Source organism: Acinetobacter beijerinckii CIP 110307 (genome assembly GCF_000369005.1).
Taxonomy (GTDB): domain Bacteria; phylum Pseudomonadota; class Gammaproteobacteria; order Pseudomonadales; family Moraxellaceae; genus Acinetobacter; species Acinetobacter beijerinckii.
On record NZ_KB849764.1, the window covers coordinates 591,825 to 606,966 of the forward strand.

Consider the following 15,142-nt stretch of genomic DNA (forward strand, 5'->3'; position numbering starts at 1 on the left):
ATATGAGCCAACTTTGTATTGGCTAAATTTCAACAACTTATAAAAGAAGTATTCTATTTATGCTGTATTTTTCACATAGATTGAGTGTTTTGAATATTTTATTATGTTCTAAAATAGTGCGTTGTTGGAATTTATTTAAATTTTTGGTTGTATTTTGGTGCATTACACAAAGAGATGTCATTGCAGCTATGCGGAAGCAAAGAAAAGTCATACAATACGCCGATTCAAGTGGAGCGCAGATTCATGAAGACCCCCAAAGTCGGTTTTGTATCTTTAGGTTGTCCTAAGGCATTGGTAGATTCTGAAAGAATTTTAACTCAGTTAAAGACTGAAGGTTATCAAGTTGCATCAGATTATGATGGTGCTGATCTGGTTGTTGTTAATACCTGTGGTTTTATTGAATCTGCGGTACAAGAATCTTTAGATGCGATTGGCGAAGCCATGAGCGAAAATGGCCGAGTGATCGTCACTGGCTGTTTAGGTAAAGATGAAGATAAAATTCGTCAAATGCATCCTAATGTTCTAAAAGTAACAGGTGCGGCAGCGTATCAAGATGTAATGGAAGCAGTGCATGAATATGTACCAGCTCCGCCAAAGCATAATCCATTTATTGACTTAGTACCTGAGCAAGGTGTTCGTTTAACACCAAAGCATTACGCTTATTTAAAGATATCGGAAGGATGCAACCACCGTTGTACGTTCTGTATTATTCCTAGCATGCGTGGTGATCTTGTTTCTCGTCCTGTCGGAAAAGTCTTAGATGAAGCAGCAGCGTTAAAACGTGCTGGTGTAAAAGAAATTTTAGTGATTTCTCAAGATACTTCTGCTTATGGCGTGGATACGAAGTACAAGCTAGATTTTTGGAATGGTCAGCCTGTTAAAACAAAATTCTATGATATGTGTGAAGCTCTAGGGCAACTAGGTATTTGGGTGCGTTTGCATTATGTATACCCATATCCGCACGTTGATGCAGCAATTGATTTGATGGCTCAAGGTAAAATTCTACCGTATTTAGATATTCCTTTTCAGCACGCCAGTCCACGCATCTTAAAATTGATGAAACGACCAGCTCACAGTGAAAATACATTAGAACGCCTTAAATTATGGCGTGAAAAATGCCCTGACTTGGTGATTCGCTCAACATTCGTTGTTGGTTTTCCGGGTGAAACGGAAGAGGATTTCCAAATTTTATTAGAGTGGCTCAAAGAAGCTCAGCTTGATCGTGTAGGTTGTTTTACTTATTCACCTGTTGAAGGTGCGACAGCAAATGATCTCCCTGATCATGTGCCAGAAGAAATCAAGCAAGATCGCTATGAGCGCTTTATGGAAGTGCAGCAAGCGATTTCAGCTGCAAAATTACAAAAGCGTATCGGTCAAACGATGACAGTATTGGTTGATAACTTGGAAGAAGAATTCCCAGTTGCTGTAGCACGTTCATATGCAGATGCACCAGAAATTGATGGTAACGTTTTCGTTGAAGATATTGATAAAAGTGTGATTAAAGCAGGTGATTTACTTGAAGTCGAAATTACTGATGCAGATGAATACGATTTGTTTGCAAAGTTAATTCAGATTAAATCTGCTTGATATTGTATGAAATATTAAAAAATTTTGAGATTGGTCGTTTTGGAGTAAAGCATGTCAGCTTCTAAGAATCCGCGTTATTCACGTATTTTGCTCAAGCTTTCTGGTGAAGCTTTAGCAGGCAATAAAGATATGGGTATTGATGCCCAAGTGTTAGATCAAATGTCACTGTCAATTGCTCATTTGGTTGGTTTAGGCGTGCAGGTCGGAATTGTTGTTGGTGGTGGTAATTTATACCGTGGTAGCCAATTGCAGAAAGATGGTTTGGTTGGTCGAGTGACTGGCGATCAAATGGGAATGCTGGCAACAGTTATGAACGGTTTGGCTATGCGAGATGCTTTAGTTCGCCGTAATATTAAAACACGACTAATGTCTGCGCTTCAAATTGGAACAGTTGTAGAGTCTTATTCAAGTCGTGATGCAATTCGCCATCTAAGCCAAGGTGAAGTGTGCGTATTTGTCGCTGGAACGGGTAATCCTTTCTTTACAACAGATACAGCTGCTTGCTTACGTGGTATTGAGATTGAAGCAAACTTAATCTTAAAAGCAACGAAAGTAGATGGCGTATACAATAAAGATCCGAGTAAATATGACGATGCAGTTAAATACGATAATTTAACTTTCGATCAAGTATTGGATGAGAAACTTGGCGTTATGGATCTTACTGCAATTTGTTTATGCCGTGATCATAATGTTCCATTACAAGTTTTTGATATGAACAAATCTGGTGCATTACTTTCCGTCGTAATGGGCGAAAAAGAGGGAACTCACGTTACGAATTAATGTACGTGAGCCCTAAAGCTCTTTATACTAATGTTTAATTTTTTGTAATACCTAATGAATAAGTAAGGAAGATCATATGATTAACGATCTTAAAAAAGACGCAGAAGACCGTATGAACAAGTCGCTTGACTCGTTAGAGAATGGTTTTGCCAAAGTTCGTACTGGACGTGCTCACCCATCAATTTTAAATGGTGTGATGGTTCCTTACTATGGTTCTGATGTTCCCCTTAACCAAGTTGCAAACGTAGGTCTTGAAGATTCGCGTACCTTGCTTGTACAACCATTTGAGCGTTCAATGGTTTCTGCGATTGATAAAGCGATTCGTGAAGCTGGTTTAGGATTGAATCCGATTACAGCTGACGCAATTCGTGTACCAATGGCTGCATTGACTGAGGAAACGCGTCGCGATATGCAGAAAGTTGCGCGTACTGAAGCAGAAAATGCAAAAGTAGCGATTCGAAACATTCGTCGTGATGTGTTGGGTGATATCAAATCATTGTTGAAAGAAAAAGAAATTTCTGAAGATGATGATCGTCGTGCTTCAGATGATATTCAAAAAATTACTGATAAATTCGTTGCTGAAGTAGAGAAGCGTCTTGCAGCAAAAGAAGCAGAATTGATGAAGGTCTGATTTAACTATGACCTTGCAAGAAGAATCACTTCTTCCTCAACATGTTGCCATCATCATGGATGGCAACAATCGTTTCGCTAAAAAAAAGCAAATGCAAAAAGGTGATGGGCATCGTGAAGGCAAAAATGTCTTGGATCCTATCGTTGAACATTGTAAAAAAGTAGGTGTGCGTGCACTCACTGTTTTTGCTTTTTCTAGCGAAAACTGGAATAGACCACAATATGAAGTAGATTTGTTAATGAAATTGTTGGAAGAAACAATTCATGAGCAATTGCCTCGTATGGAAAAGTTCAATATCGCTCTTCGTTTTATTGGCGATCGTTCTCGTTTATCTGATCCGTTACGTGAGTTGATGAGTGATGCTGAGAAAAAAACAGCATCGTATGATTCAATGACATTAACAATTGCGATTAGTTATGGCGGAATGTGGGATATGGCTTATGCTGCTAAACGCATTGCAGAAGATGCGCTGTTGGGTAAGCTAAAAACAGATCAGATAAACGTTGATTTATTTGATAATTATGTCAGTCTGAGTGATTTACCCGCAGTCGATTTGTTGATTCGTACTGGCGGTGATTATCGTTTGTCAAATTTTTTATTATGGCAAGCGGCGTATGCTGAATTATATTTTACTGAAACTTTATGGCCTGAGTTTACTGTAGAAGAACTTGATCATGCATTTTGTGTTTTTTCGGGGCGTGAAAGGCGTTTTGGTAAAACGACTGAACAGATTCAACAAGCTAAAATAGAGAATTAATAATGTTAGAGCGGATTATTACCGCATTGGTGTTAGTTGCAGTTGTTTTAAGTTGCATGTTCGCAACGCAATCACATTATCCAATGTTTGTACTGATGATTTTAGCTGCTGGGGTTGCTGGTTATGAATGGTTTAAACTCATGCCACGAAATGAAACTGTTGTTTCTAAACCAAAAGCTTGGATTTATGGTGGTTGTGTAGCATTAGTATCGACACTGGCATTATTTTTCGATGATGTAGCATTATTGCTTTGGGCTGCATCAATACTAACTTGGTTAGGTAGTATTTATTGGGTTAAAAGCTTTCCTGAGTCAGATAATTGGTACAACGTATCTTTATACGCTATCGGATTTATTTTAATCTCGGCTGCTGTTACTGCAATTTATGCTGTATGGCATAGTTCACCTTGGTGGCTCATGTACTTGTTTCTTTTGGTTTGGGGAGCAGATAGTGGTGCTTACTTTGTGGGACGTAAGTTTGGCAATCGAAAACTTGCTCCAACTGTTAGCCCAAATAAATCTGTAGAAGGTTTATATGGGGGTATTGCAACAACAATAATTATTATGTTTGTGGTTCAATATTTCTATCTGAATTTAACTGTTTTACAGCTTATTCTATTTCTAATACTTTCTTTAATAACAGTTTTTGCGTCAGTACTTGGTGATTTGTTTGAATCTATGATTAAACGCCGTGCGGGCATTAAAGATTCTGGTCGTGTTTTACCTGGTCATGGCGGTGTATTAGATCGTATTGATTCTCTACTCGCGGCTGCACCAATTTTTGCTGCAGGTATGTATATATTAAAACTTATTGGTGTAGATCTTTAAATGACCCAAGCTGTAAGTATATTAGGCGCTACTGGTTCAATTGGACAAAGTACTTTAAAAGTCTTAGAACAGCATCCTGATCAATATTCTGTGTTTGCTGTTTCTGCTTATAGTCGTTTAGACGAACTTTTGTTTATATGTAAAAAATTCCATCCTAAAATTGTTGTTGTACCAAAAGAAAAAGCTTCGGAACTTCATCAATTATTTAAAAATGAAAATTTAAATCAAATTGAAATTCTGACAGATGAATCTGGCCTCATTACAATAGCTGAGCATGCTGATGTCGATATTGTCATGGCAGCGATCGTCGGTGCGGCAGGTCTTTTGCCTACTTTAGCTGCTGTAAAAGCAGGTAAGCGTGTTTTGCTTGCAAATAAAGAATCGCTGGTGATGTCAGGCGATATCATGATGCAAGCCGCACGTGATCATAATGCGTTATTATTACCTGTTGATTCAGAACATAATGCAATTTTTCAGTCATTGCCTCACAATTATTTAAGCGCTGAAAGAACTGGTCAACCGCAATTAGGTGTTTCGGGGATATTGCTGACAGCTTCAGGTGGGCCATTTCTTAATCATACATTAGAACAATTAAATGAAGTGACACCGCAGCAAGCATGTAAACATCCTAATTGGTCTATGGGGCAAAAAATTTCTGTCGATTCTGCGACTTTAATGAATAAAGGTCTAGAATTGATCGAAGCGTGCCATTTGTTTTCAATATCAGAACATTTTGTTACAATTGTTGTTCATCCACAAAGTATTATTCATTCAATGGTGCAATATGTGGATGGATCAACTTTGGCGCAAATGGGTAACCCTGATATGTGTACGCCAATCGCACATGCTTTAGCATGGCCTGAACGATTGTCAACGCACGTTCCAGCCTTAAATTTATTTGAAACTGCGCAGTTGAATTTTCAGTCGCCAGATAATGTTAAATTTCCTGCATTAAATTTGGCACGCCAAGCTATGCGTGTTGGTGGTTTAGCACCAACCATTTTAAATGCGGCAAATGAAATTGCGGTTGACGCTTTTCTGAAACAAAGAATCAAATTTACCCAGATTACTCAAGTTGTCGAGAACACTTTGCAGTTAATACAAAATGCAAAAGCAGAAAGCATAGACATCATTTTACATACTGATATGATCGCTAGAAGAGTTGCGGAAAAGTATATAGCGGATATTGGAGGCTAATCGTATGAATGCACTTTTTATGATTGCAGCAGCGATTTTGTTGCTAGGTCCACTAATCGCAATTCATGAGTTTGGTCACTATTGGGTTGCTCGTAAACTGGGTGTCAAAGTTTTAGTTTATTCCATTGGTTTTGGACCAACATTGTTGAAATGGCAATCTAAAAAATCTGGAATCCAATATCAGTTGTCAGCTCTTCCATTAGGTGGATACGTCAAAATGCTTGATGAGCGTGAGGGAAATGTATCTGAAGAAGATTTGCCTTATGCGTTCAATCGTCAATCACCTTGGAAGCGGATTGCGATTGTGGCTGCTGGTCCATTAATTAATTTAATCTTTGCGGTATTTCTGTTTTGGATTTTATTTTTACCCGCTCAAGAGCAATTGAATACTCGTATTGGTAAAATTTTGCCAAATACAGCAGCGGCTCAAGTTGATTTAAAAGTTAATGACAAAATTTTAATGGTTGATGGGCAATCAACACCGACTTGGGAAAAATTGAATTACACACTTGTAAATCGTGTAGGTGAAACGGGTGTAGTTTCAATTGTTGTTGATAGATCAGGTAGTGAAAAGCAATTTAATTTACCTATTAAAGATTTCTTGAAAGACCAAAGTGAATCTCCACTCGACGCTTTAGGTTTTTTACCTTATAGACCTGTTATTCCTGCAATAATTAAAGAGTTAAGCGCAGATGGTGCTGCAATTCGCCAAGGAATGAAAGTCGGTGACCGAATTGTTGCAATCAATAATGTCCCAATGAAAGATTGGTTTGATGTGGTTGATGTTGTACAGAAATCACCTGAAAAACTTTTGAATATTGATGTTTTGCGTCAAGGTCAAGTTGTGCACCTGCAAGTTATGCCACAAGGTCAGCGTGATAATATGGGCAATACCACAGGTATGCTGGGTGTTAAAAGTGATGCAGGTAAAATTACCATTCCTGACGAATACAAACAAACGATTCAATATTCACCGATTGAAGCTTTAGGTGTGGCTTTTGATAAAACCACTCAATTATCAGGAATGATTTTTAATTCAATCATTAAGATGGTTCGTGGTTTAATTGGATTAGATAACTTATCTGGTCCAATAACGATTGCAAAAGTTGCTGGTCAAAGTGCTGAAATGGGGTGGCAGACTTTTATTTCATTTATGGCATTAATGAGTGTTAGCTTGGGAATATTAAATTTATTACCTATCCCGATGCTTGATGGTGGACATTTAGTTTATTACTTTATCGAAGCAATTCGTGGTAAACCTGTTTCTGAACAAATACAGATATTTGGTCTTAAAGTTGGTATGTTACTGCTCGGTAGCATGATGCTTTTGGCTTTATTTAACGACTTCATGCGTTTATAAAACGCGAATGGAATTTAACTTACTGGAAAATATATGGGCATGCGTCACACACATTTATTAATGCCTTTGGCACTGGTTAGTGCGATGGCAGTGGTACAACAAGCATACGCAGCAGATGAGTTTCTTGCACGAGATATACGAATTGATGGCCTTGTGCGTTTAACACCTGCAAGTATCTATTCGATGTTACCAATAAATAGTGGTGATCGTGTTAGTGATCCAATGATTGCAGAGGCAATACGTACATTGTATGCGTCTGGTTTATTTGACGATATCAAAGCTTTTAAAGAAAACGATATATTGGTTTTCAAAGTTATTGAACGTCCGATCATTTCCAAACTTGAATTCAAAGGAAATAAACTTATCCCTAAAGAAGCCTTAGAACAAGGCTTAAAAAAAATGGGTATTGCTGAAGGTGAAGTTTTCAAAAAGTCTGCATTGCAAATTATTGAAACTGAATTGGAACAACAATATACGCAACAAGGTCGTTATGATGCCGATGTGACAGTTGAAACTGTAGCTCGACCAAATAACCGTGTTGAATTAAAGTTAAATTTTAATGAAGGTACTGCCGCTAAAGTATTTGATATTAATATTATTGGTAATACAGTATTTAGTGATAGTGATATTAAGCAAGCATTTGCAGTAAAAGAGAGCGGTTGGGCATCAATAGTTACCCGTAATGACCGTTATGCGCGCGAAAAAATGGCTGCAAGCTTAGAGGCTTTACGTGCTTTATACTTAAATAAAGGTTATATCAATTTCAATATTATTAATTCACAGCTAAATATCAGTGAAGATAAAAAGAATATTTTCATTGAAGTTTCTGTTGATGAAGGTAGCCAATTTAAATTTGGTGATACAAAATTCCTTGGTGATGCACTTTATAAGCCTGAAGAATTACAAGCTTTAAAGTTATATAAAGATGGTGAGACGTATTCACAAGAAAAAGTAAATGCAGTCAAGCAATTGCTACTTCGTAAATATGGTAATGCGGGTTATTACTATGCAGAAGTGAATGTTGTACCTGAAATTAATAATCAAACAGGTATTGTTAACCTAAATTATTATATTAATCCTGGTCAACAAGTCACAGTTCGTCGTATTAACTTTACTGGTAATAGCAAGACTGCTGATGAAGTATTACGTCGTGAAATGCGTCAAATGGAAGGTGCTTTAGCGAGCAACGAAAAAATTGACCTTTCAAAAGTACGTTTAGAACGCACAGGTTTCTTTAAAACGGTCGATGTAAAACCAGTTCGTGTACCAAACTCACCTGACCAAGTTGATCTAAATGTAAATGTTGAAGAACAACATTCAGGTACAACAACACTTGCTGTGGGTTATTCTCAAAATGGTGGTATTACCTTCCAAGCTGGTTTGAGTCAAACCAACTTTATGGGAACAGGTAATCGAGTTTCAGTGGATTTATCACGTTCTGAAACCCAAGATTATTATAATCTTAGTGTGACAGACCCATACTTTACGATTGATGGTGTGAGCCGTGGTTATAATGTTTATTACCGTAAAACCAAGTTAAATGAAGATTATAACGTCAATAATTATGTTACAGATAGTGTAGGTGGTAGTTTAAGTTTTGGTTATCCAATTGATGAAAATCAAAGTTTAAGTGCTTCATTGGGTGTAGATCAAACCAAAGTAAGAACTGGACCAAGTGTTTCGACTTATATTCGTGACTATTTGTTATCAAATGGTGGTAAAGCAACTGGTCAATCTACTTGGTGTCGAAGCGGAAAAAATGAAGTTGTAGATGGAAAAGATGTTCCTGGAACTTGCGAAGGTGGATTTGAAAATTATAATAGTGCCTTCGAAGGAACATTCTTAACTTATAATCTAAACCTGGGCTGGTCGTATAATACTTTGAATCGACCTATTTTCCCGACATCAGGTATGTCGCATCGCGTAGGGCTTGAAATTGGTTTGCCTGGCAGTGATGTTGATTATCAAAAAATGACTTATGATGCTCAAGCATTTAAATCATTACCAATGGGCTTTGTACTCAGAGGTTATGGTAAGTTAGGCTATGGTAATGACCTACCATTTTATAAAAACTTCTACGCAGGTGGTTATGGATCAGTTCGTGGATACGATAATAGTTCTTTAGGACCAAAATATCCAAGTGTAATTTTCCAAGAAACCAACAGAAATGACCCTGACCCTGAAGAAGTTGGTGGTAATGCTTTAGTTCAGTTTGGAACAGAGTTAGCGTTACCGTTACCTTTTAAAGGCGATTGGACACGTCAAGTTCGTCCGGTATTATTTGCTGAAGGCGCACAAGTATTTGATACTCAATGTGATGTACCTCAAGGCAGTGTATTGGTTAATGGTAGTAGTATCAATATGAAGCAATACTGCCAAGATAATAACAAATTTGATTTTGGTAATATGCGTTACAGCGTAGGTGTTGGTTTTACTTGGATCACAATGATCGGTCCACTTTCACTGAGCTATGCTTACCCGTTAAATGATAAACCGGGCGATGATACTAAATCGATCCAATTTGAAATCGGTCGTACTTTCTAAGTACGGCTTTTCCAAATATTCAATATATAAAGGATGAAATAATGAAAACGCTGACATTTTTAATGCTAAGTTTAGGTTTAACGGTAACTTCTCTTGCAAATGCTGCTGGCATGGCAGTTGTAGACTTAGCAAAAGTTGTTGAAAGTAGCACTTATCTAAAACAACAAAATGCAAGTTTAGGTCAATCAGTGAAACCTACCTCTACGCGATTAGAGCAATTAGGTAAAGAGCTAGAGACTTTGCAACAAAGAGCTCAGACTGAAGGCCCAAAAATGAATCAGGCTGATATTCAAAAAATGACAGCGCAATACCAAGCTAAGTTAAATGAATTTAACTCTACTCAGCAAGGTTTGCAAACTAAGGTTCAATCTAGCCTACAAACGATGAACACAACTTTTGAAAATCGTGTGAAGCAAGCTGCTGAACAATTACGTAAAGAAAACAATCTTGATTTTATTTTAAATAAAAATTCTACCATTGCATCTGACGCTCAGTATGATTTAACTGATAAAATGATTCAAAAGGTTAATGCAATGAAATAATCAATGAATAGACGTAGTTATCGTTTAGAAGAAATTGCTCACCTTGTAAAAGGTGAGCTTTTTGGTGAAAAAGAACTTCAGGTTTGTAATTTAGCAAGTCTAGAAAATGCCCAGCAAAATCACATCTGTTTTGTGAATGGTGATAAATATTTAGCACAAGCAGAATTAAGTCACGCTGGTGTTTATATTGTGACAGCGGCTCTCAAACAACAACTTTCTACAAAGCAAAATTTTATTGTTGTTGATAATCCTTATTTGGCATTTGCTACTTTAACGCATCTATTCGAAAAAAAGATTTCTCAGCGAGGAATTGAAAGTACTGCCCAAATACATCCTTCTGCAATTATCGCTGACGATGCCTATATCGGTCATTATGTTGTAATTGGTGAGAATTGCGTCATTGGTAATAATACAATTATTCAGCCCCATGCATTTATAGATGATGATGTGGAAGTAGGTAACGACTGCTTTATTGATGCGCATGTGACCATTACCGGTGCTGCTAAACTAAAAGATCGGGTTCGTATTCACGCTAATACCGTGATCGGGACCGAGGGTTTTGGTTTTGCACCTTACCAAGGCAAGTGGCATCGTATTGCTCAATTGGGGTCAGTTCGTATTGGAAATGATGTTCGTATCGGTTCAAATTGTAGTATTGATCGCGGTGCATTAGATGATACGATTTTGGCAGATGGCGTCATTATTGATAACCTTGTGCAAATTGCTCACAATGTTCAAATTGGAGAGAACACCGCAATTGCCGCAAATTGCGGAATTGCAGGAAGTGCAAAAATTGGCAAAAACTGTATCATGGGCGGTGCGTCAGGGGTGGTTGGACACCTTGAAATTACTAATAACGTGACACTTACAGCAATGTCAATGGTCACAAAAAATATTTCTGAGTCTGGAACGTATTCTTCTGGCATGGGGTTGTTTGAAAATAGTCATTGGAAAAAGACAATTGTTCGCCTAAGACAATTAGCAGATGTGCCATTGACCCAAATTAGTAAAAGGCTTGATCATATGCAAGCTCAATTAGAGTCCCTTGAATCAACCTTGAAGTTACGTAAATAATTTATTATGACTGAGTCTACCTTACCAGCATTTACAATGCCTGAATTACCAATGGATATTCAAACTATTCGTGAATATTTACCTCATCGCTATCCTTTTTTATTGGTAGATCGTGTTACAGAGGTAACGGAAAATAGTATCGTTGGCTATAAAAACGTATCAATCAATGAAGAGTTTTTACAAGGGCATTTTCCAACTTATCCAATTATGCCTGGCGTACTCATTATTGAAGCCTTAGCACAAGTTTCTGGTATTTTAGGATTTGTTCTAACAAATCAAAAGCCTAAAGCTGGTTCATTATTCTTATTTGCAGGTGCAGAAAAAATTAGATTTAAGAAACAGGTTGTTGCAGGTGACCAGCTTATCTTAAAATCTGAACTTGTTATGCAAAAACGCGGCATTTACAAGTACAATTGTACTGCCAGTGTTGACGGTAAAATTGCAGCAACGGCTGAGATTATTATTTCCCACCAAAAAATTGAGCAGACATGAGTAGCCAAAATCTAATACATTCCACAGCAATTATTGACCCATCTGCAGAAATTGCATCTGACGTTCAAATTGGACCTTATTGTATTATTGGGCCAAATGTCAGTATAGAATCTGGGACAAAATTACGCTCGCATGTAGTGATTGGTGGCTTTACAAAAATTGGTAAAAATAATGATATTTTCCAGTTCTCAAGTATTGGAGAAATCTGTCAGGATTTAAAATATCAAGGCGAAGAAACATGGTTAGAAATAGGGGATAACAACTCTATTCGCGAGCATTGTACTTTACATAGAGGTACTGTTCAGGATCATGCATTAACAAAAATTGGTAGCCATAACTTATTTATGGTGAATACGCATATTGCACATGATTGTGATATTGGAAATCATAATATTTTTGCGAATAATGTCGGTGTTGCTGGGCACGTGCGTGTAGGTGATCATGTCATTGTAGGTGGAAATGCCGGTATTCATCAATTTTGTAGAATTGATTCTTACAGTATGATTGGTGGAGCATCTTTAATTCTTAAAGATGTACCAGCTTACATCATGGCATCAGGCAACCCAGCACATGCTTATGGTATGAATATTGAAGGCATGCGTCGTAAAGGATGGTCTCGAGATACTATCCAAGGTTTAAGAGAAGCTTATAAACTAATTTATAAAGCAGGCCTTACGTCTGAGCAGGCTATTGAACAAATCCAAAATGAAATTTTAGTCAAAACGCCTGAAGCACAATTATTTATTGATTCGTTAGAACAATCAACTCGTGGAATTGTGCGTTAATTCATTCGTGAATAAAAAAAGACACTCAGGTGTCTTTTTTTATTTTTAGTTTTCTACTTGGATATAATTTTGGCGATATTGTTTAGGTGAGAATTCAAAGGTTCTTTTAAATGCTTGGCTAAAAGCAGTTTCTGATGAATATCCAACTTTATTGGCGACTTGCTGTACTGAATAATTACTTTTACGTAGATATTGGCTTGCTAGACGCATACGATGTTGTTGTAGGTAGGCTAAAGGCGATTCACCAATCACTTCATGAAATAGGCTTGCAAACTTAGAACGGGACATACAACATTGTTCAGCTAAAGATTCAACTGTCCAAGCTTCATCAGGGTGATTGTGAATTGCTGCTAGGCTATTGCTAAGTTCAGGATGATTGAGAGCACTGAGCCAGCCATGTTGGGTAGAGATTTGTTGAATATGATCACGTATACATTTAATCAATAAGATATTCACTAGATGATCAATAATGATATCTCGTCCTGCTTGAATATTTTGCGTTTCTAAAGCAAGAAAATGTAAGCCGATCTGTAACCACTCTGGTGCATTGGTATCGCCATGTTGCAGGTGAATGAGCGGTGGTAAAGCTTGAATAAACGGCTTTGCCATAATGGTATCAATCTGACAACGAACAGTCAGAATCAGGTTTTTCTCGGATGAGTTTGTACCAAACTCTATAGCATCTTCTTTATGCCCATCGAATAATTTTGATATATCTACTGCATCTACAAGTTTAGTGATTGTATTGTCAGCACCTGTATGTGCTTTTCCAGAAGGAATAACGACGATTTCACCAGCATGTGCCGTTAAACTATTTTGTGCATCAAGTTCAATAAAAACAGAACCAACAAGAACGATATGGACGATGAGTGCTGATTGATCTTGGCAAAAAAAGCTCCATTCTCCCTGAGTTTTCAAATAGATATATTCACTACGATTTAAATGTATATCTGCAAATATTTTACTTAGAGCATCCATATGATTTTAAAACTACATAATTATTTTAAATTATAGAGAGCTATCACAATAACTCAATATGTGTTTATAGGACAAAAACATGCGTGAATATGCCAAAGACTCTAACATAGGTTTTTTGGACGCTTGCAACTGTCATAGAAATCATAATAACTCAAAATAAGCATATATATACAAAGACATGGATTAGATGATGAATGCGCCAGTAAATGTTGAGCACGAACTTACGCCAGTAAGCATTTCAAAATCAAAAACTGAGTTGGATCGTAAGCGCTATCTATGGGCGATTAGCCCAGCTTTACCTGCAATTGGAATTGGAATTTTAGCAGGTTATCAATTTGCACCACGTCCGTTGAAAAAACTATTCGCTTTAGGTGGACCAATTGTACTTCATATTGTCATTCCTACAATTGATACGATTATTGGTAAAGATGCTAACAATCCAACAGATGAAGATATTAAACTACTTGAAAAAGACCCTTACTACTCTAAGTTAGTCAAAAGTTTTATTCCAATACAATATGCTGCAAACGTGTATGCATGTTATTTAACAAGTCGCAAAGAAACATCTTTCATTGATAAAATTTTGTTAGGTATTTCGATGGGTGCGATTAATGGTATCGCTATCAATACTGCTCATGAGTTAAGTCACAAACATGATCGTATTGATCATATATTATCGCATTTAGCCTTAGTACCAACGGGTTACAACCATTTCCGTGTCGAGCATCCTTATGGTCATCATAAGCGTGCAGCAACACCTGAAGATCCAGCATCTTCACAAATGGGTGAAACTTTTTATGAGTTTTGGCCACGTACAGTGATTGGTTCTTTTAAATCAGCAATAGAGATTGAAACCAATCGTTTAAAACGTAAAGGTAAAGAGTTTTGGTCAACTGAGAATGAGCTTCTACAAGGTTGGGGCATGAGTGCAGCTTTTCATGGTTCAATGGTTGGCATATTTGGTAAAGGTGTGATTCCATATTTAGCGACACAAGCATTTTATGGCATTAGTTTATTTGAAGTGATTAACTATATTGAGCACTATGGTTTAAAACGTCAAAAAGACAAAAATGGTAAATATGAGCGTACAATGCCAGAGCATAGCTGGAACAATAATAATATTGTGACTAACTTGTTCTTGTATCAATTACAGCGTCATTCTGACCATCATGCTTATCCAACACGCCCATTCCAAGCTTTACGTCACTTTGATGAAGCACCTGAATTACCTAGTGGTTATGCAAGTATGTTACTTCCTGCATTAATTCCACCATTATGGTCAAAAATGATGGATAAGCGCGTATTTGATCATTACAAAGGTGATTTAAATAAAGCGAATATTTATCCAAAACGTCGCGCCAAAATCTTTAAAAAGTTTGGTGTGATTGATAAATCTTTACAACAAGATGTTGTTGAATCTTAATGAACTAAGTTTTCCAAATTGCTCCCAAAAGCATAAGCACTGATGAGCTATCATCGGTGCTTTTTTTATTTTCTTGTATGAAATAATTAAAAAAACAGAGTTTTGACATTTGCTTGCTGTATATCTATTTATTATCTAGAACCAAATATAGCCTTCTAACTGATA

The 15,142-nt window shown here is 37.0% G+C and carries 14 protein-coding genes; 13 read left to right on the forward strand and 1 reads right to left on the reverse strand.

What is annotated here, in order from left to right; genetic code table 11:
* The first annotated feature begins 243 nt into the window (after positions 1 to 243).
* The 12 genes from rimO (at position 244) to lpxA (ending at position 12,576) form a co-directional block, all read left to right on the forward strand.
* Positions 244 to 1,587 carry a 30S ribosomal protein S12 methylthiotransferase RimO gene (rimO, locus tag F933_RS04420; RefSeq protein WP_005058861.1) on the forward strand — a complete coding sequence of 448 codons (1,344 nt, stop codon included), beginning with the start codon at positions 244 to 246 and terminating at the stop codon, positions 1,585 to 1,587.
* Between the two features lie 51 nt (positions 1,588 to 1,638).
* The gene (pyrH, locus tag F933_RS04425) at positions 1,639 to 2,367 is read left to right on the forward strand and encodes a UMP kinase (protein WP_005053870.1); all 729 of its coding nucleotides are present in this window, start codon (positions 1,639 to 1,641) and stop codon (positions 2,365 to 2,367) included.
* Positions 2,368 to 2,443: 76 nt separating this feature from the next.
* On the forward strand, positions 2,444 to 2,998 hold the full coding sequence (gene frr / locus F933_RS04430) for a ribosome recycling factor (RefSeq protein ID WP_005053871.1): 555 nt from the start codon (positions 2,444 to 2,446) through the stop codon (positions 2,996 to 2,998).
* Between the two features lie 7 nt (positions 2,999 to 3,005).
* Positions 3,006 to 3,755, forward strand: coding sequence for a polyprenyl diphosphate synthase (uppS, locus tag F933_RS04435; RefSeq protein WP_005058864.1), 750 nt, complete (start codon positions 3,006 to 3,008; stop codon positions 3,753 to 3,755).
* Between the two features lie 2 nt (positions 3,756 to 3,757).
* Positions 3,758 to 4,582 (forward strand): phosphatidate cytidylyltransferase, encoded by an 825-nt coding sequence (locus F933_RS04440; protein WP_005058866.1) that lies wholly within the window; start codon positions 3,758 to 3,760, stop codon positions 4,580 to 4,582.
* Positions 4,583 to 5,779: a 1-deoxy-D-xylulose-5-phosphate reductoisomerase gene (gene ispC / locus F933_RS04445; RefSeq protein WP_005058868.1), complete on the forward strand. Its 1,197-nt coding sequence runs from the start codon at positions 4,583 to 4,585 to the stop codon at positions 5,777 to 5,779.
* 4 nt (positions 5,780 to 5,783) lie between these two features.
* A complete protein-coding gene (rseP, locus tag F933_RS04450; protein WP_005058870.1) occupies positions 5,784 to 7,139 on the forward strand; it encodes an RIP metalloprotease RseP in 1,356 nt (451 codons plus the stop codon).
* A 33-nt stretch (positions 7,140 to 7,172) separates the two neighbouring features.
* Entirely contained in the window at positions 7,173 to 9,683 is a 2,511-nt protein-coding gene (bamA, locus tag F933_RS04455; protein WP_005058873.1) for an outer membrane protein assembly factor BamA, read from the forward strand.
* Between the two features lie 41 nt (positions 9,684 to 9,724).
* Positions 9,725 to 10,225, forward strand: a complete 501-nt coding sequence (locus F933_RS04460) for an OmpH/Skp family outer membrane protein (RefSeq protein ID WP_005058876.1) — start codon at positions 9,725 to 9,727, stop codon at positions 10,223 to 10,225.
* A gap of 3 nt (positions 10,226 to 10,228) precedes the next feature.
* Positions 10,229 to 11,299 carry a UDP-3-O-(3-hydroxymyristoyl)glucosamine N-acyltransferase gene (gene lpxD, locus F933_RS04465; RefSeq protein WP_005058878.1) on the forward strand — a complete coding sequence of 357 codons (1,071 nt, stop codon included), beginning with the start codon at positions 10,229 to 10,231 and terminating at the stop codon, positions 11,297 to 11,299.
* 6 nt (positions 11,300 to 11,305) lie between these two features.
* Positions 11,306 to 11,791 carry a 3-hydroxyacyl-ACP dehydratase FabZ gene (gene fabZ / locus F933_RS04470; protein WP_005053892.1) on the forward strand — a complete coding sequence of 162 codons (486 nt, stop codon included), beginning with the start codon at positions 11,306 to 11,308 and terminating at the stop codon, positions 11,789 to 11,791.
* The gene (lpxA, locus tag F933_RS04475) at positions 11,788 to 12,576 is read left to right on the forward strand and encodes an acyl-ACP--UDP-N-acetylglucosamine O-acyltransferase (protein ID WP_005058879.1); all 789 of its coding nucleotides are present in this window, start codon (positions 11,788 to 11,790) and stop codon (positions 12,574 to 12,576) included. Before fabZ ends, lpxA begins: the two co-directional genes overlap by 4 nt.
* Positions 12,577 to 12,621: 45 nt before the next feature.
* Here lpxA and F933_RS04480 read toward each other — a convergent pair whose 3' ends face one another.
* Positions 12,622 to 13,554 carry an AraC family transcriptional regulator gene (locus tag F933_RS04480; protein ID WP_005058880.1) on the reverse strand — a complete coding sequence of 311 codons (933 nt, stop codon included), beginning with the start codon at positions 13,552 to 13,554 and terminating at the stop codon, positions 12,622 to 12,624.
* A gap of 190 nt (positions 13,555 to 13,744) precedes the next feature.
* Between F933_RS04480 and F933_RS04485 the strand changes: the two genes are divergently transcribed.
* Complete coding sequence (locus F933_RS04485) at positions 13,745 to 14,977, forward strand: alkane 1-monooxygenase (protein WP_005058881.1); 1,233 nt, start codon at positions 13,745 to 13,747, stop codon at positions 14,975 to 14,977.
* Positions 14,978 to 15,142: the final 165 nt, after the last annotated feature.

What these genes read in the sequence shown, in the direction of transcription:
- rimO (WP_005058861.1), top strand. Translation starts at nt 244, where the DNA reads ATGAAGACCCCCAAAGTCGGTTTTGTATCTTTAGGTTGTCCTAAGGCA.
- pyrH (WP_005053870.1), top strand. Translation starts at nt 1,639, where the DNA reads ATGTCAGCTTCTAAGAATCCGCGTTATTCACGTATTTTGCTCAAGCTT.
- frr (WP_005053871.1), top strand. Translation starts at nt 2,444, where the DNA reads ATGATTAACGATCTTAAAAAAGACGCAGAAGACCGTATGAACAAGTCG.
- uppS (WP_005058864.1), top strand. Translation starts at nt 3,006, where the DNA reads ATGACCTTGCAAGAAGAATCACTTCTTCCTCAACATGTTGCCATCATC.
- F933_RS04440 (WP_005058866.1), top strand. Translation starts at nt 3,758, where the DNA reads ATGTTAGAGCGGATTATTACCGCATTGGTGTTAGTTGCAGTTGTTTTA.
- ispC (WP_005058868.1), top strand. Translation starts at nt 4,583, where the DNA reads ATGACCCAAGCTGTAAGTATATTAGGCGCTACTGGTTCAATTGGACAA.
- rseP (WP_005058870.1), top strand. Translation starts at nt 5,784, where the DNA reads ATGAATGCACTTTTTATGATTGCAGCAGCGATTTTGTTGCTAGGTCCA.
- bamA (WP_005058873.1), top strand. Translation starts at nt 7,173, where the DNA reads ATGGGCATGCGTCACACACATTTATTAATGCCTTTGGCACTGGTTAGT.
- F933_RS04460 (WP_005058876.1), top strand. Translation starts at nt 9,725, where the DNA reads ATGAAAACGCTGACATTTTTAATGCTAAGTTTAGGTTTAACGGTAACT.
- lpxD (WP_005058878.1), top strand. Translation starts at nt 10,229, where the DNA reads ATGAATAGACGTAGTTATCGTTTAGAAGAAATTGCTCACCTTGTAAAA.
- fabZ (WP_005053892.1), top strand. Translation starts at nt 11,306, where the DNA reads ATGACTGAGTCTACCTTACCAGCATTTACAATGCCTGAATTACCAATG.
- lpxA (WP_005058879.1), top strand. Translation starts at nt 11,788, where the DNA reads ATGAGTAGCCAAAATCTAATACATTCCACAGCAATTATTGACCCATCT.
- F933_RS04480 (WP_005058880.1), bottom strand. Translation starts at nt 13,554, where the DNA reads ATGGATGCTCTAAGTAAAATATTTGCAGATATACATTTAAATCGTAGT.
- F933_RS04485 (WP_005058881.1), top strand. Translation starts at nt 13,745, where the DNA reads ATGAATGCGCCAGTAAATGTTGAGCACGAACTTACGCCAGTAAGCATT.